Annotated in this window: 12 protein-coding genes and 1 pseudogene; 7 read left to right on the forward strand and 6 right to left on the reverse strand. The window is 44.0% G+C overall.

Annotation, left to right across the window (positions count from 1 at the left end):
• Window positions 1-514: 514 nt before the first annotated feature.
• The 7 genes from ACRN9H_RS03410 to ACRN9H_RS03440 all read left to right on the forward strand — a co-directional run bounded on the left by ACRN9H_RS03410 (window position 515) and on the right by ACRN9H_RS03440 (window position 10,211).
• Window positions 515-3,706 (forward strand): ATP-binding protein, encoded by a 3,192-nt coding sequence (locus ACRN9H_RS03410; RefSeq protein ID WP_432312469.1) that lies wholly within the window; start codon window positions 515-517, stop codon window positions 3,704-3,706.
• Between the two features lie 17 nt (window positions 3,707-3,723).
• On the forward strand, window positions 3,724-4,416 hold the full coding sequence (locus ACRN9H_RS03415) for a hypothetical protein (protein ID WP_432312470.1): 693 nt from the start codon (window positions 3,724-3,726) through the stop codon (window positions 4,414-4,416).
• Between the two features lie 2 nt (window positions 4,417-4,418).
• Entirely contained in the window at window positions 4,419-4,616 is a 198-nt protein-coding gene (locus ACRN9H_RS03420) for a hypothetical protein (protein WP_432312471.1), read from the forward strand.
• Between the two features lie 4 nt (window positions 4,617-4,620).
• Window positions 4,621-5,466, forward strand: coding sequence for a hypothetical protein (locus ACRN9H_RS03425; protein ID WP_432312472.1), 846 nt, complete (start codon window positions 4,621-4,623; stop codon window positions 5,464-5,466).
• The gene (locus ACRN9H_RS03430) at window positions 5,459-6,418 is read left to right on the forward strand and encodes a hypothetical protein (RefSeq protein ID WP_432312473.1); all 960 of its coding nucleotides are present in this window, start codon (window positions 5,459-5,461) and stop codon (window positions 6,416-6,418) included. Before ACRN9H_RS03425 ends, ACRN9H_RS03430 begins: the two co-directional genes overlap by 8 nt.
• A gap of 123 nt (window positions 6,419-6,541) precedes the next feature.
• Entirely contained in the window at window positions 6,542-9,457 is a 2,916-nt protein-coding gene (locus ACRN9H_RS03435; RefSeq protein ID WP_432312474.1) for a hypothetical protein, read from the forward strand.
• A gap of 109 nt (window positions 9,458-9,566) precedes the next feature.
• Entirely contained in the window at window positions 9,567-10,211 is a 645-nt protein-coding gene (locus ACRN9H_RS03440; protein ID WP_432312475.1) for a hypothetical protein, read from the forward strand.
• Between the two features lie 485 nt (window positions 10,212-10,696).
• Here ACRN9H_RS03440 and ACRN9H_RS03445 read toward each other — a convergent pair.
• From ACRN9H_RS03445 to hisIE, 6 genes and pseudogenes are all read right to left on the reverse strand, one after another.
• A pseudogene (locus ACRN9H_RS03445) lies at window positions 10,697-10,942 on the reverse strand (integrase); the annotation flags it as partial.
• 205 nt (window positions 10,943-11,147) lie between these two features.
• Window positions 11,148-11,468 (reverse strand): YdbL family protein, encoded by a 321-nt coding sequence (locus ACRN9H_RS03450; protein WP_432312476.1) that lies wholly within the window; start codon window positions 11,466-11,468, stop codon window positions 11,148-11,150.
• Between the two features lie 25 nt (window positions 11,469-11,493).
• The gene (locus ACRN9H_RS03455) at window positions 11,494-11,712 is read right to left on the reverse strand and encodes a YnbE family lipoprotein (RefSeq protein ID WP_432312477.1); all 219 of its coding nucleotides are present in this window, start codon (window positions 11,710-11,712) and stop codon (window positions 11,494-11,496) included.
• 13 nt (window positions 11,713-11,725) lie between these two features.
• Window positions 11,726-15,058: a YdbH domain-containing protein gene (locus tag ACRN9H_RS03460; RefSeq protein WP_432312478.1), complete on the reverse strand. Its 3,333-nt coding sequence runs from the start codon at window positions 15,056-15,058 to the stop codon at window positions 11,726-11,728.
• A 439-nt stretch (window positions 15,059-15,497) separates the two neighbouring features.
• Window positions 15,498-16,685 (reverse strand): aromatic amino acid transport family protein, encoded by a 1,188-nt coding sequence (locus ACRN9H_RS03465; RefSeq protein ID WP_432312479.1) that lies wholly within the window; start codon window positions 16,683-16,685, stop codon window positions 15,498-15,500.
• 735 nt (window positions 16,686-17,420) lie between these two features.
• A complete protein-coding gene (hisIE, locus tag ACRN9H_RS03470; protein ID WP_432312480.1) occupies window positions 17,421-18,059 on the reverse strand; it encodes a bifunctional phosphoribosyl-AMP cyclohydrolase/phosphoribosyl-ATP diphosphatase HisIE in 639 nt (212 codons plus the stop codon).
• Window positions 18,060-18,088: the final 29 nt, after the last annotated feature.

The following is an 18,088-nucleotide window of genomic DNA, read 5'->3' on the forward strand; positions in this document are numbered from 1 at the left end:
TGAGAATTTTATATAGTCTGGCAAGAGGCTACCACACCTGCATGATGCCACTGATGTTTAAGTTAATGTGTTTGTGTTTACCACAATGTGCTTACAGCTGTATTGCTGAATACCGTATATACAGTAAGGATGAAAATGCCTTAATATATAAAAATATTTATTAAAAATATGATCTTAGTGAGTAGTAAAGGTTAAGTCTTATCGTGTAGCATGTGTCACATTCAAGCTTGCGTAAGGATTACCATGCCTGTTCCTCCCCCTTGCACGACATTTATTTGTTCGAATTGCGACTGGCACAAAACAGTGGTGTTTAAAAGTGATGTCATTACGCGTGGCTACAACTGGTTTGATCGCTGTCCTAAGTGTCATGGGGCGCTTGAAAAACGTCCTGCAACGATGATTGAGGCTGGTTTATCGAAATTGACCAATATCTTCGTAAGGTAATCATTACTTTTAATTTTTTGTCAGGGATTGACGCAGTCTATATTTCTGGCTCTGTGATAAGGATTGTTGCATGTCTCAAGAAGTCATCACCAAATTTTCCGATTCCGTTGTGGGTCGCAGCAATATTTTGCAGCACATAGCCTGCATGCCTACTCCTCAATTTGCTCAACTGCCATTATCCTTACCCAGTTCATCGTTAAAACTTTTACGCGTAGAAGAAATTAATGATGAGAATCCAAGCGCATATAGGCTGGCATTGGCTAATGTTTATGCTGCCTTAGAACATGAAGATCAAATTCAGTTTGTCTATTTGCTTGATGTTAGTTTAGAAGGGGTTGCCCTTTATTTTGGGGTTAACCAGCTAACCTCTGCAGCAGACGGGCATGAAGCGTTTAAAAATTTACGCGGGGCGCTTGAGGGCCAATTGCCAGGGATTAATCTTTCTAAGCTAGAAGGCATTGAGCCCTTGATGGAGCGTCTGCAAGCAAGTAAGCATAAAGGTGTTGTACTTGGTATTCCAACAGGAAAGAGTCAAGAACAAGACAGTAACGAAGAAGATTATCAAGGTATTGAAAGACTTGTTAGAACTTTGCTTTCAGGCAGCGGCAGTGACTCAGACAGCATTAATTCTGCTAATTGGCAAATGGTTGTGGTGACGCAACCTTTAACTCGTAAAGATGCGAGAGTTTATCTAGATGATGCCTATGAACTGGCAAGTGAACTATCCATTCAGGTGAAAACCAGTGTTCAAGCGGGTAGTAATCACAATGAGCAAAAAGGCAATAGTTTCAGTGAAGGGACATCGGATAGCACCAATACTGGGCGAACCGATACTCGCGGTAAAAATGACGGTGTTTCGCAGAGTAAAAATATTGGAAAGAGCTCCAATGACAATTCATCATCCAATCACTCGTCAGGAACCTCTAGTGGCGATACTCAAGGCAAAAATTGGGGAACCAATACCAGTGTTGCTGATACTAAAGGTAGTAGCCGTTCAACCAGTGTTAACGAGACCTATAATCTAAATCGCTCTGCAGGGAACAATATTGGTTTAACTAAAGAAGTGACCGATAAACGCGCCCAGCATCTGCTCGATCATATTGAAAAGTCCCTTATCCCTAGGCTGCAAAAGGGCGTAACTAAAGGCTTATTTGGCACAGCCATTTACCTTGCGGCGGATACGCCATCCAGTTATCGCCGTTTAAAAAATACCGTTTGTTCCACTTATCAAGGGGGAGAAATCACAGTCAGCCCACTTGAAGTCGTTGATCTTAATGAAACCTCTGCCGCGCAGATATTACAGTTACCAACGTTAAAGCAATCACTTAACTATAGAAACTCATTGTTTCACAGTATCACTAACAGTCATGAATCACAGTTTTCGACGTTATTGACAGGTGATGAACTCGCTATGGTTGCTGGGTTACCTCGGCATGAGTTACCGGGGCTGCGCCGGCGCAAAACAGTGGAGTTTATTGTTGATTTACCAAGAGTTAAAGCTGATGACGCGCTTAAATTAGGGGCGGTGATTGATCGAGGCCGTAAGCAACACACTAATTCAATCAATCTTAACAAGGCTGATTTTAATAAACATATCTTTGTCACGGGGGTCACTGGAGCAGGCAAAACGACTACCTGCCTTAATTTATTAATCGAATCGAAATTGCCCTTTTTGGTTATTGAACCCGCCAAAACTGAGTACCGTGCCTTACATCAACATATGCCTAATCAGGTGGCCTATTATCGTCCTAATGGCGATCGACAACGTAGTCTGCGGCTCAATCCATTCGCATTGGTGCACCCTAAACAGCATATTAGAAGTCACGTGTCATTTTTACGAAATGTATTTGCTGCGATTTTCCCGATGGAAGCATCTATGCCTTTTTTAGTTGAGCAAGCGATTGTGCGTGCCTACGAGGAAAAGGGCTGGGATCTAACAGATAACACGTGTTTTTGCTGCGATGATCCTTTTGACCCAGCGGCGCAGGCTTGGCCAACCATGGGAGATATGATCCGTCAGCTTGATCAGTTGATCCCAGAGCAAGGAATGGGTAAAGAGTTTGAAGAAAAATATCGTGGCTCTCTGGTTTCACGTTTGACCAGTCTGACTCATGGTGTACTCGGGGATATTCTCAATGTGCCACAATCGCTAGATGTTGATGCGCTACTCGATAACAAGGTCGTAATTGAGTTAGAAGAAATTAAAGATGGCGAAGGTAAGGCGCTAATGATGGCGCTGTTGTTGGGCGCGGTGAGTGAAGCCATACGCTACCGGCATGGAAAAGACAGTACATTTCGCCATTTAACATTGATAGAAGAAGCCCATCGTTTGTTGGCGAAACCAGAGCCAGGCGATAAGGCGCGCGCAATGGCCGTTGACGCCTTTGCTGACTTACTTGCCGAGGTGCGAAAATACGGTGAAGGCTTGATCATTGCAGATCAAATTCCAGCCAAGTTAGTGGCTGATGTGATTAAAAATACCCATATCAAGATTGTTCATCGTTTGTTTGCTGAGGACGATAGGCGTGCAATGGGCGAAGCCATGATGATGGATGAGGCACAGCGTGATTATTTACCGAACTTGGCTACAGGTGAGGCGGTTATTTTTTGTGGCGGATGGCATGGACCAGCCCATGGGGCTATCCGCGCAGATCTAGCGCAAACCGATGGAGAACCATTATCCGAGGATGATATTAATCAACTGGCAGTCAATCAGCTCTGGCAAGAGAGAGCCAGGTATTATCCTACACTTACTCACCTTGGCTGGCTTACCCAAGATGAACAAAAATTATCTTTTGCTGATTTTGTGCACTCTGGCCGCAAGGCATTGAATATATTACTAGAAATAACGCCATCGATTTTGGGGACGTCGAGTATAACCGAGTTAAAACAGCTAAAACTTTCTGAGGCCTTGATACAGTGGCTAGAGAAATGGCAGCCAATTGCAGCGCAGAATCCCGTTAATCAAGATGAATGGAGCAGGGGGGCAAATTTACCATTGCCAACTCATCCTTTTACGATGCAGCTACTGGCATTGATGCGAGATTGTCATCCAACCCTGCGAACCAAATCGACAACAAATGCGATTTGGCCTTTCCCTGCGACCGATTTTGCAATCTGGAGTGAGGGCTTATCAACCATGCTCAATACCTTAGCGACCAGTACTGCTACTGAGGTGATAAATAAGCTCAACGCGGCAAAATCTAGCAGTAGAGAATGTAAAAAGGTTCTTCACCAATTATCTAATTATCAAAAATTTTAATTATTAGGAGTGTCATTATGGGATTTTTAATCTTTTTTAGTACAGCCATTAGTTCTGCCTGCAGCACTATTGGCAGTGCGTTGAGTTCGTTTGCCAGTAGTTTCGGTCCTGTGCTAAGCACTATCGCGACTCATTTACCCAAACTAGGCGAGGCACTCGGGCAGTTTGCTAACAACTTTTTACAAGCAGTAGGGATTTTAAAGCCAGACGAAGACGTTAAGCAAATGGGGGAGCGGGCACTGCAAGCTGCGCAAGAGGGGATCACACCTGAAAAGTTTGATGATTTTGACGAATACGTTGAAGCACTGCGTAACTTTGAAATTGATCCTGATAAAGCCAAAAATCGCAATGATATCGAAAGGCTCGTTGTAGGCCTTGGCGTAGGCTCCTTTGGATTAGAAAAAAAGTTTGATGCAGCCCCTGGCTCATTGTCTGCTATCTGGCTTTTACCCGTGGCAAACCCAGAATTTTTTACTGTTAATCGAATGGATTCGCTACTTCAGCAAGGTAAGTTAAGCGGTGATGTTTTTGGTTATCTTGAACGTAAACTCAGTGCGGGCGATGCTTACCGCATGGAAGAAGGTATGGCAGATGCCTTAGTCAATAGCAGTGGGGTTGAGAGTAAACAAGCGCTATTTGCAGCTCTTGATAAAGCTAGTGATAACTGGCACAGCATAAAAAACAGTGCCGACAGTATCGGCAAGGAGTAAAAATGGGATTTTTTAGCTCAATTTCTAGCGGGTTTGCCCAGATGAATTTATCTGATCAATCTGAAACCCAAGAAGACGCACTGTTTGCTGACTTTGACAAAACCGTCGCAAAGCTTCAGCAATTTGACCTTGAAGCCTTTGAAGACAATGACAATGACAAGTTAAGCTCGCCAGATCCCCAATCAAGAATGAAAGAATAGGCCAATGACATCTAATCAATTCTGCCAGTTAACATCTGTGGTTATCCTTCTAGTGCAAGACTATCTTGCAGCTTGGAAGCTCAGCGCTAATCAAGTTCCAGTTGAACTCCCTATCGAGGGGGAAAAGCAATGGTTAGCTTGCACTAAAGGGGAGTTGCTTTCCCAAGCGCTTGCCGATATAGATTCACGTCTTGGCGGAGATTATCCGTTGCAACTAATTTACGATGCTAAGAGTCAGTCTACCCTAGAGGCTGCGCTGCCTAAGTTGCTAGTTCAATTGTCTAAGCGTGGTTGGCAGATTCTGTCCTATGAGCAGTTAGCCAAACGTAGTGCTTTGACTATTAATGCCGAGCTACCTAAAAGAAGCTTGGTTGCTGAGTTGCTCCTGCCCATGTTGCTTGCTACAGATAACACCACTGAACGCCAAAGGTTACAGGCGGCGACTCATCGCGAGCATGAAGCACTAACACAGCAACTGCAGCTGGATAGAGAACAAATCATGAAGGATAATGAACGGTTATCTGCTCAAAATGCCATACTTCGTCGTGTAGATGCAGAGCAGTTAATGAGTTACCTACCTACATTATTTCCTCGGGTATTTACCGTTATCGATGGGACAGAACTGGCTTTATTAGCCGGACGGATAGAACCCTTTAAAATCGCCAACCCTTACCCAGAACCTAGTCAAGAAACTCTCCACCATTTGCAGCGACAATTTAAAACCCTACCAATAGAAATTCAACGTCAAATTATCGGTTTTGTTTCAAGATTACCGCAGCGGCAGCAATTAACGCCGCGCCCTGAAATGCGTGGCCTGATAGAGCAACTAGAGGCGGATAGACATGCCTGATCACCAAGAAGAAAACACTTTTGTGCATTTAACCGTTGATGAACAAAAGCGCTTAGATGAACTCAGTTACAGCTGGGCTAAAGAGGATAAAAGCTTTTTTTCAGGTAGCCCGAAGTTAAGCGTGTTTGACTTAAAGCTGCTGCTGTTACATTTTGTGCCCTTAAAAAGTTTGATCCAGCAGCTTGCCCACCAGACACATAGCAACACATCCGATAATACTGATGCCGGCAGCAGCTTTACTGCTAATAGCACTTTAGCCGCAGATACTTCCTTAACAGCGGCGCACAGTTTGCCAACTGCCTTGGTTGAGCTACAAGCCCTTGAGCATCAGTTAGCGCAGTCACATGGGGCAAATAGCCAACTCGAGCAGCAGTTGCAACAATTACAATTACAGCTTAACGAGCAGTTGCGTAAAAACATCATGTTAGAAGACGCTGTACAGTCTGTTACAGCAAAACTGCAGCAACTGGAGCAGCAATATCTACAGGCTCAATTAGCGTTGACTAAAGCAAATCAAGCGCAAAATAACCTAGTACAAAATATCCTCAGGCAAGACTTAAGCTTAAGTGCCGATTTGGGCCTTAATGCATCCGGCGGCGCTGAGCCTTCAAGTACAGATTTAATTAGCACAGTTGCGGTAATGTCCCAACTCGATAGTGTTAAACGCTTATGGGACTTACTGAAAGATCGCTGCGAACAGCAAAATAGAGCCGCCAGCCAAGCCGAGGCCCAATTGCTTGCGACTGCACTTGGCTGGCATAACCACAACTGGCAGCAAAAGCCCTATCAGCTCTTTGAGCCAACGACGGGACAGAGTTTTGATTTTAACCAACAGCAGCGCGCAGCCTTCAGCCAACCGATTGGAGAAACAGTAAAAGCGGTGGTGCTTCCTGGGATAAGAGATCATGCGGGGCGATTACTTAAAAAAGCCTTAGTTATCACCACACCCTAGCGATTTTGATATAGCAGACAGACGCTCATAACTGCATTTGGCCGAAACATTCGCTTTATTTAATGCAATGCTACAGTCTCTTACGAGCGTTAACTGCTAGATTCTATTACGGATAATAGCAATATGACTCAACACCAACCTAAACAGCATTCACAGCCGCAAGAAACTAACTCGAATCATTCCAGCGGTGTGTGTGGTAAATCGAGCCCTAAAACAGCCACAAATTTTATTCAACATTTTAACGATGAGCTGGCCGATTTCACTGAATCTTTAGCAACTGAGCGGTTTTGGCATATTTGCCCCCTTGGCAGTAACGAACCTTGTGGACTGTTCGATACCAAGACGCGCCTAAAACATCAGCCAATATCTGCCTTCCAACAGTTTTTTGCCGCTAATGCTTTTGTTCTGATAAAGGGCCAACAAGGACATCATGCAAGATTTGATACCCAGCAAAAGCTGCTCTGGTCATGGGGGCAGACCTCTAATCTGATATCAGGTAACTTAGATACGCTTAAAACCGAAGCGGCAAAGTTTCGCACCCTTGGGCTAGATAATTGGAGTGTGCCTAAAATGGCAGACTTTAAGCTATTTGCCCAAAATAAGGCTAACCCGGACTTAACTGGGAAACGAATATTCAATCAGTGCAGATGGATGACTCAAGAGTATTATGTTGACATAGATAATTGGACAACATTCTCTACTAACAGCAGTGGATATCTGTATGCTTGCCATTCCGCTTGGAAATCCGTGAGTGTTGCCGAAACGATAGCCTTTATTGCTAAACATCAATACACATTATCAACCGTCGATAAGCAAGAAAGTACATTTTGTAAAACGGATAATAGTTGGCAAGAGCTAGACCACGAGCAACTACTTATCACCCTCAATAAACAGGGGGTTTATTTACGCGGCGTTAATCAAGATCAATGTTTAACGAGTCCAATTAGTACACTGAATGGCTTAGATTGGCGACCTTGCCGTTTACCTCAACTAGAAAAGGCGAGGTTAACCGACCTTAATAAGGGATTGTGGGAGCTATGGGGTTGCGACCTCGAGGCACTGGCTAAGCTTAAGTTGGTGGCTCGTAATCCCAAGCAGGATGTTAAGTTGCACAATGTGGCTATCGATTTTGGTACCAGTAGTACAGTGGTCGCCTATTGCGACCAGAATGGCACTCGGCAGTTACTGCGCATTGGCGTGCGTGATTTTTATCAGCAACCTGAAGCCACCCACTATGAAAACCCCACAGTATTAGAACTATTGGATTTTGAGCGCTTCAGGGCAATCTGGCAACGCCAAACTTACCGGCCAGAGCTTGATTGGAACTGGTTACATACCTCCCACGAGGCACAGGAAAGTTTTAGAAATAATCCTGGTGATACTGGTGTGCTTGCCAGAATTTTACCGCGTATTAAGCAGTGGGCTATGCGTTCAGATAAGCAGCAACTGCGGTTAACTGACTACCAAGGTCATGAATTGACCCTCGCGTCATTAACAGAACGTAACCCTGTGCGTGGTCAGGCGATGGAGGTCAGCACAACAGATCCCTTTGATCCGGTTGAGCTATATGCTTGGTATTTAGGGATGACCATCAACTGGCGTGAGCGTGGCTTGTATCTTAAATACCACCTGACTTTCCCGGCAAAATATGAGCGCGCGACTAAAGATAAAATTCTTGCCAGTTTCCGCCGAGGCTTACAGCGTAGCTTGCCAAGCACTTTAGTGTCTCAAAATGAGGTTTTTCGGGACTTTGAGGTTAAAGAACTGGCATCAGAGCCGGCAGCTTATGCCGCTGCGGCGTTACATCATTTAGCATCCCAAGACGTTGTGGCTACTAGTGCAGCGGTTAATGACGATAACCGTAGCATCAAACCTAAGTTAACCGATGATGGTGTTGCCTATGCGGTATTTGATTTTGGCGGTGGTACAACTGACTTCGACTTTGGTATTTGGCGCTGGGCAACGGCTGTCGAGGAGGATGAAGGTTATGAGCAAGTATTTGAGTCGCTTCATTCATCTGGGGATAATTTTTTAGGTGGCGAAAACTTACTTGAACATCTTGTTTATGAGACCTTTAAAGACAATTTAGACATTTGTCGTGAACATAAGCTCCCCTTTACTCGGCCCCTTGATGGCAAATCCTTTAGCGGTGATGAAGTTTTTGTCCAACAAACTCAAGCGGCGCAAACTAACTCTGTATTACTAGGAACAAAGTTACGTCCATTTATGGAGAATACTGACGGGCAGCTTGAGTCTCAAACTTCCATAGATTTGCTTAATATGGATGGGCAGAAAGTTAAGAGTGAGATTAGCTTTGATGCTCAAAAGCTAGATGCTTTGTTATTTAATCGAATTAAAGAAGGTTTACGTGCTTTTTTAGTAGAATTAGACCATGTGGTTGAACAATTCGGTTCACGACCTATACATTTACTGTTGGCGGGGAATGGTAGTCGATCAAGGCATATTACCGCGTTGGTTGAAAATGATAGTAATGAATGGAACGCATTGCTTGCAGAGGTATTTCAAGGCAGAACGCCAACATTAGTTATCCATCCTCCTTTGGCGGTAAACCAAGATAATTTGCATGCACCAACGGCTAAAACAGGGGTTGCACTCGGTTTGCTGCGACTTTGTCCTGGTGAGAAAGTAAAACTTATCAATAAGGTTAGAACAGAAAGCCATGATGAAGCGCCATTTCGTTATTATGTGGGTGGTATTCGTCGTGGACAATTTACGCCGCAATTGACTCCCAGTAGTGAATATCAACAGTGGCAATTGCTGGGGAGTATGCCTCAACAGGTTTTTAAGCTGTGTTACAGCGTGAGTCCGAAAGCTAAAGTGGGGATGCAAGAAGGGGATCCTGAGTTATTGATCCACAGAGTTGATTTCCCTGCTGCGCCGCCTGGTACGAAACTTTTTGCTCGTGCAATTCATCCCTGTATTGTGGAGTTAGCCGCGGTAAGCGAAGAGGTTGTTCTTGAATCAGATATTATTAGTCGTAAGAGATTGGATCTTGAAACGGGATTGATAATCTCATAAAGGAGTGTTGGGATAATATTGTTATTTCGACATGTTACGGCTTATTTATGATTCAATTGGGTCATAAATAAGCCAGGTGGTGAGGCAAGATCTCTAAGGAACAATAGCAATGGATTTCACACAGCTAAAAAATCAGCAGCGGATATTACGCGAGCAGTCACCGATCAATCTCAACTTGCGAGTTCATCGAGCGTTAAGCTGGTTGCAACGAGCAGAAATGGCTGATGATGACGATGGCCGTTTTATCTTCCTCTGGATAGCATTTAATGCTGCTTATGCCACTGAAATTGATGATTGTTTGAAGTTGTCAGAACAAGAATCTTTTAAAGGTTTTTTGGGGAAACTGTGTGATTTAGATAAGCATAAACATATCGATAAGCTAGTATGGCAGGAGTTTTCTGGCAGTATCCGTATATTACTAGATACCCCTTTTGTGCTGCAAAGTTTTTGGGATTTCCATAGCGATAAAATATCTGAAGACAAATGGAAAGAGCGGCTTCAGCAAGGTAAAAAGATGGCGAGTCACGCTTTGTCGAGTGGTAATACTCCTATCTTGCTCGGTGTTATTTTTAATCGACTCTATACCATGCGCAACCAATTAGTCCACGGCGGCGCGACATGGAACAGCTCTGTTAATCGTAAACAACTTAAAGATTCTGCCAGTTTGCTCAGTAAGCTTGTACCATTGATTATAGAGATCATGATGACTCATCCTGAAACACTTTGGGGAGATGCATGCTATCCGGTGGTATAACAGCTAGGCGAACAGGTATAGTGGCTTAAGTGTGTTGGCTCAAAATAAAGAGGCCGTTCAGAGGCTAGTTATTTTCACCGTTTTAGATTGTTTCTTAAGTTTAACGCTTGCCTGTTAGTGTTAAAGTCGTTACATAAACGATGTCTGTTCTAGACATTGAAGCTATCAAAATAAGTCGCACATGTGCGAATATTGGTCAAAAATGACGACTAGCGTAAATTGTGCTAAATTTTTTTGTTGACTTTTTGAGTTCTTGTGAAAAGCTAATAAATACAATTGCTTATGTTGTTATTTTGAACTGAAATTGAGGAGCCGGATTCCCAGGGTAAGTCATTGGTCTAATTGAGGAAATTATCAAAAATCGGAAGTAATGCAAAAAGTAATGCAGCACTGTGGTATGTCTTTATTAGCAATACTTTTCAATGTGTTACAGCTATAGTTCGACTCCCTCTCTCCGCCAAATTAAAGCAAAGGGAATCAGTATCTTACTGATTCCCTTTGTTGTTTCTGGGCAAAAGCTGGGCAAAATCACCATTTTGCAGTCCGTCTATGTCCTTGGTAAATCCAAGCATTTCAGACACGCGATTAGCCATTCTTTGAGAGTCCTTAGGTATCCATTTCCCATAGTGTTTCTTGATCATCGTAGTATCACTATGACCAAGCTGACGGGCTACCCACTCAAGCGGAACGTAACTCGATAGTAGTTGACTCGCGAAGGTGTGGCGGCATTGATTGGGGCCACGATGACGTAACTTGGTGCGCTTAAGAAGTCCTGTGAACCAGCGGCGAACGGATGTCCACTCTTACCATTGAAAAAAACTAAGCGAATACTTGCTTGCGAGTTGAGCGGTTATGTCTAAGTCAGATTCATAAAGCCCGATAAATATCGGGCTTTATGTGGCTTATCGCTGCGAGATGAGCAAAGCTTCTAGCAGATTATTTTTTAATCCATTTGCCGTTTGAATCTTGCACATAATTGCCTTTATCTGTGGCTGCGATGGCTTTCTCGCCAGCGAGTTTAGCAACATCGGCTGGGGAGAGTTTGTTCTTTTTGGCGATGGTTTCGTAGTGGGCACGGCGCTTGTTATTGACATCGTCCATCACAGCTTTGGCTTCGGGATTGGCTTGAACTAACCCTAAATAGCCGTTTGGCTGCTCGCCTAGATAACCTTGTGACTTAGCGTCTTGAAGTGACATGGCAAAGGCGCTGAGGCTTAAGAAGCTGAGGGTAAATAGCAATAGTAATTTAGATTTCATAATATATTCCTCAATTCTTATTTAATTAGAACAGCTTATCGTCAGACAGTAGTTGGTCTAGTTCTTTATCGACTTTGATTCTTATCTCATGCTCAATTTTGACATTAAGATTGATAACAATCGGTTTATCTGGCGGTTCTATTTTTACAGTGGGCGCGCAGCCTTGTAATGCGACAAGTGCGACTAATACGGTCAGAACACTTCTGGCACCTATATTAACTTGCTGTAATTGAATTATCTTCACTGAGGTTTCCTTATTACTTCACGGATTTTTCGATTCTATCTTGCAAATCATTACCAATTTGGAGACTTTTGAATAATTGCAGCATGTTCTCTTCATGGGAGTAATTCAAGTGAATAGGGCGTTCAACCCCTTGGCTACGGCCTTTCACTTCGACGAGTAGCTTGGCATCCCATGCTTGGTTCATATCAAAGCTACTTGATAATTGACTGTATTGTAAGTGTTCCATTGTTGAAAATACAAAATCAAGATACTGCTGGGATTGGCGCATCTGTTCAACCGAAGGATTACCCGAGATAGCAATCAAGCCGCCGGGTGCTCGTGCGGCTAATTGCCCACCGGTAATGGATACCTTACCGTCGACTAAATCTACCGGCAATACGCCATCAAATATACCGTCAGCATAAATACCTGTTTGCGGTTGAATGCGTAAAACTTCTTCCAGACTCATGCCCTGCAGTAGCAGGTAGGCATGGGATTTATCCTGTAATTTAAGACTAAACTCTGGCAGCAAAAACTGACCGCTCAGTATTTTGCCTTTGGCCGTCATGGATACATCGGTATCACTTAACCCTGTGAGTTGCTGTATCCAATTATCGGGAAGTTTTGCGGCATCTTTGCTCAGTGCAATATCGGCTGCCACTTCGATATCGGTGAGCGGAAATCCGGGGTTGAATAGGTTAAAGGTCATCAGCGTTTGTGGGCAGTTGAGTTTACTTAAGCTGCTCACATTGCTTTTATCCTGAAGATTTTTATGCGCTTCTTGTTTATGGGAAAGCCCCCAAGTGAATTCACATTGCGCCTGCAGTTTTCCACCTTCAAAAATAATGTCTTTATAAAAACCATTAAGCTCGGTCATTGATTGGGTAATTTGCATGGCAAATTGGGCCTGATCGCGCAGTTGGGTTAAGGTAAACTGTGCCTGTAATTGGTTATTACCAGTGATATTGAGATCTGATGGCACAGGTTGGGTTTGATTAAGCAGCGCAAGGGCTTCAGTCATGCTGGTATCAACGACCCATTGGCCTGTTAATGCTAACGGTTTAGTGGCGGTGGCGAAGCTCAGTTTATGTTGGCTTTGCAGTTTAACTGTGCCAACTTGCCAATGCTCATTACCCAATAAGGTATTTTTTTTCCACTCTAAGGTTTGTGTCAGTGCTGATTTATCCAGCTTGAGCAAGGTTTCTTGGCGGCTTCGACCTTTGCTGCTAAGCAGTTTATCAATATTAAGCTGATTGACTTGCCATTCAAGTTTATTGCTCCACGGCAACGCTAATAGGGCATTGATTGGCGTTTCGGTATGCGATAAATCAAAGAACATGCCCCGTTGTGATGTGATAGAAAACGCTGCTGCACTGATATCACTGCGACTCGTGACGGTATCGGCTGAGTTTATTGTTGATGCTGATTGCGTCGTTTGCGAAAAATTCAGTTGCGTAAGGGTTAATGCTAATGGCGGTAAAGCCATTTTGAATCTGCTCGTATTTGCGTTAGTCGAGCCTGTGTTTGACCTTGCATTTAACGTTACATTAGGTGTTGAACTTGTTCCTTTATTTTGCTGCGCAGATTGCGTTTGAAAACTCAGTTGAAACTGAGAGAGTGCATTGAGGCTGATATTGCCAAGGCTTAATTCGGTACTTTTGGTGGCTATTTTTTTAGCCTGACTATTAAGTTTGAGCCCTTCTAACGCTAATTGAATAGTGGGTTGCTGACTTACAACATTGGATTTGATTGGGTTAATTGGCGCAGTCATAAATTGCCAATCGGTAGCATTGAGTGAGCGCGTAAAACTAAACTGCCCGCTACTGCTTAATTTACCGCTATTCCAGCCTAAATCCTGCGACGCAGTTAGCCAGAGGTCTGTTAACTTTAGCGGAAATGATTGATCTGCATTAACACGCCAATCTGTTTTGAATTGCAATGCCGTAGCAGAATGTTCGATTTCCAGATTATCGAGGTCGAGCTGAGTGGTAATTTTACTAGCTAAGGTTTTTAGCTGCACATGGGGCAACTGGATACGGGTGGATTGCGTTAACGGCGAAGGCTGTGCCTGCTGGGGATGGGTCAGCGGATAATGCAGGGGCTCATTTAATGTCAGCGCGATTCCCATTGGCGCTTCGGTACTTTTTAGCCCTGAGAGTAACGTTAATATTCGCTGCGATGTCGCCGTGGAGGTTTCAGATACGGGCTTAGAAACCGGTTCATCGAGTAACTGCATTAATCGTTGCTGTTGTTCACTGTTTGGACTCAGTGCCAAGCTAAAGGGCTCAAGGATTAAATCCAGTTCGGTGAAATGCCCCGCAATGCCAAATTCAACCGTAGGCTTAAAGTCGAGTCCGGATGTAGGCGTAAGCTGCAGCGCGGCTAACTGATTCAACGTGACTTTTGGTTTATCTAATCTATGTTGGCTCGCCAGTTCGCCCGAAATTAACCCAAGGCGACTATGGGAAACGAGCTGTCCTTGTAAATCGATGGCTAACGCTTGCCACTGTTGATCCAGTTCACTTAACTGACTCAGCACGCTGTCTTTATGTTGTCTCAGGCTTATCTGATGCAAACTAGTTAATAGGGGGCCCAGAGCGATTTGGCTCTCTAGCTGCCATTCACGGGCGGTAAGTTGTGCGTTAAGTTGCGCGATACTTTCGCTAGCATGGCTAAATTCACTATTAACTTCCCCCGCGCTGTTTAAGCTCAGTTTGTCCATGACGAGGTGATAGGCAGGTAAGTCGTTTTGCGCTTTCAGGATAAAGTCAGTTTTACCAATATCAATTAAGGGTAATGATTTAATATCTAGGGCGAATGCAGGGCCTTGTTCATCAATGGCACTGCGATTACGTAAAAACAACGATTCCCCTAACTCGACCTCAATGTCACCGGTGGTGATTTTTGTGATTTTTTGAGTGAGAGAAGATAGTTGGCTGTACTGTTTAAGCTCAGCAAAACTCTGTGGCCAGTCGAGTGTTAGCGTGACATTTAGATTGTTAAGCGTGATATTGCTGTCATGCACCCTAAGGTTGGCAGAAGTAATGTGCCAATGATCTAACTGACTATTGCCCAAGTGAATATCAATCAGCTCGCTGTCCATGCCACTGAGTGCATAGTTAGCTGCCTGCATGATCAGCTTTTCAGTTTGAGTATTGATAATCCAAATAATGCACGCTGCGCCAAACAATATACCGCTTAAACTGGTAACCAATAGGGCTTTTTTGAAAGGAAATGTACCACGACTTTGGCTCGACTTTTTCCCCGTGACGCCACCACCCGCATCGGCGGGTATTACACTCGCCTCATTTTGTTGCGCCCGATGGTGGGCGGCATGGTGAGAGCTTGGCTTGTTGGGGATTGGCATGAGCTTTGACTGTATCCTTATCAACAGAGCAGGTTATTAATATTGCACTATGGCTCATTTTATATGTATTTAACCTGAACTCGGGATAAGCTCTGCGTCTCTACAGGTTACTTTTCCCTTTATCTGCGTTAACTTTGCTACTAACTAATAGCCCGCTATTAGTTAGTAGCAAACTTGCCTTGATAACGAAAAACTTACTCTGTAGAGTTAATTTTGTAAATAAGGTAATAATATTAATTAGTTACAACGGCCACTATCCGAGTTCAGATTATTTAAGTATATGTATTAAGCACATAAATTTAAGCCGTTGCATGCACTAAGATAGGCAGTTTAACACTCAAAGCGTTAGCTGACTAATGTGAAATCAGCATTTGATAGACAAGAGCCTGTTGTTAATAGTTGATTATTTACAGTCTCTTGGCGCTAATATTATTAATAATTAGCTAAAAATCTGGGCAACGATAACGGCAATACCGCAAAGTGTGGCGAGGATTAAGGCAAGCTTGCCACCCGCAACGCGGTAACCTGTCGGCATATTGGCCATATCTCGCCTTTGGCGTTGTGTCCACACCATAGCCACAGGTAAGAAAATGGCGAGGATCACCAGCGCAATTGCCGCATAGCCTAGAGCAGTAATAAAACCTTGTGGATAGAAGAGGGCAAACCCTAAGGGCGGTAAAAAGGTGATCGCCACAGTCAAGCTGCGGCCAGAAAAATTATCCTTTCGCCTTAAGGTGGAAGCCATAAAATCGAATAAACCTAAACTTACCCCTAAAAACGAGGTTGCCAAGGCTAAGTCGGCAAATAGGCTAATCGCGCTGCTGAGATATTTGCTGTGCAGTACACTTGCCAGTTGGTTGATAAAACTCGATAAACTCTGGTTTTCAAGTAATTGGCTTTGGCTCAGTACACCTTGGCTACCTACTTGCCACAAAAGATAAATGACCAGTGGTAAAGCGGAGCCGAGTAGCATGATCCTGCGCAGGGCTTTGACCTCAACGCCTAAGTAGCGCACCACTGATGGAATCGAGCCGTGGAAACCAAAGGAAGTAAAAATCACCGGAATAGCCGTGATAATCAAACCTTGGTTGAGTGGGAGTTCGAGCAAATGTGGGCTTTCAACCTGCGGCAGTAACAAGGCCAACATAAGCAGTAATGCCAATAGCTTAAGGGCAAACAAACCGCGGTTGATAAGGTCCACACAGTGAGTTCCCATGCCCACAATCGCCCCAATCAGCATCGTAAACAGTATGGCCCCCGATTGTGGTGGTAGGCTTAACCCTAGCCAAGAGCTCAATTTTTGGTTTACTTGCTCACCGCCGCCAGCAATGTAGGCTGCGCAGAGGGCGTACAGTAAAAACATCAAGGCGCTATTGGCGATCAACTGACCCTTACGACCCAGTAGATGCTGTGCTAAGTGATTAAGGCTGGCGTCACTGGGTGCGAATTGATGAATCTCTACCATTAACAGCGCGGTGTAGGCCATTAGCGCCCACAGGATCAACATGATGGCGGAAGAAGTACCAAAACCGAGTCCCGCCGATGCGATAGGTAAAGCTAGCATACCCGCGCCAATTGTGGTGCCTGCGATAAGCAGTAAACTGCCGAGTATTTTATTCTGTGTCATAACATGATCTCAAAAAAGAGCAGTAAAAAGGAGATAAAGAGGTGATCCCAAAATAGCTGGCTTACACAGTCTGACGTGATTTAACGTTTAATGATTCAGCGTTTAATCAGTAAATCATGTCACTATTTCATTTTGAAATAACAGTGGCGCTCAGCGGATACGAACGGATATGGCCACAATGGAAGGTCAGGCGAGGAAGCCTATCTATGCCATTGCGGCTACAGATAGAGATAATAGAATAGTGAGAAACACATAAAACTTGCCTTAGCCTGTGTTGAGTAAAATGGTTGAGTAAAAATGAAAAACCACAGTGCGAGTATTTTAGGTGCCGTTAATGTAAATATTCGGCGCTAGTCGCTTGGTTAATTGAGTCTTGAATATGAGGGCCTAGTGTGTCGGTGCACTGTTGTGACATTTGTACTATCTTGACACCGTGCTCTCTTGACGTCGGTTACGATAGGGATTTCAGCTGTACTTGTCAACCATTACGGCAGTATTTTGATGGTTTTTTATCATCAAGTTATCGTCGGGATCCCTTCCACTTTGTGGTGATAACGCAGGTAAAGGGTTGGTAAAAAGTAAAATGCCGCAGACTTGAGTGAAATCTGCGGTATGGGTTATCAGTCAAACGAGTAAACGTGATACTGATGAGTTAACCTGTTCATTTGTTGCGGTATTAATTTAGCTCAATCTTACTGAGTATCCTAGATAAATATCAATTATCTTTAATATCAGTCACTTAAACTGTAGCGCCTTTTCATGTCTTGCCAGCAAGTTTGCTGTAATGTCACTGAGGCTTAAGTTTTGATCTTCAAGCAATACCAGCAAGTGATAGATAAGATCAGAGGCTTCGTTAACCAGCTCTTCTTTATCGTGGGTAGCAGCGGCAAGGGCGGTTTCGAGACCTTCTTCCCCGACCTTTTGGGCGATACGTTTAGTGCCGCGCGCAAATAAAGACGCTGTATAGCTGGAATCGGCACTTTGCCCTTTACGCGAGGTGATTAAGCTGGCTAGGTTGTTCAAAAATGGGTGCGCATTGTCATCTAACCAGCAACTTTCGGTGCCTTTGTGGCAGGTTGGGCCGTTGGGGATCACTTGCACTAACAGGCTGTCGTTATCGCAGTCCTTATCGATAGCCACCAACTTTAGCGTATTGCCCGAGGTTTCACCCTTAGTCCATAAACGCTGTTTTGAGCGGCTGAAAAAGGTGACATCACCTGTGCTCAAGGTTTTTTCCAGCGCGGCCTTATCCATATAACCGAGCATTAATACCTTGCCCGATAAGTGATTTTGGATCACGGCAGGAATAAGTCCATCCTGTTTGTCCCAATCCAGCTCGCTAAAATCCGCTTTAGTGTTTGTTTGCGTTGACATAGTGTTCACTCTTAATTTGTTGATACTTT

Origin of the sequence: Shewanella sp. MF08487, assembly GCF_050848685.1 — a bacterium.
Taxonomy (GTDB): Bacteria; Pseudomonadota; Gammaproteobacteria; order Enterobacterales; family Shewanellaceae; genus Shewanella; species Shewanella glacialipiscicola.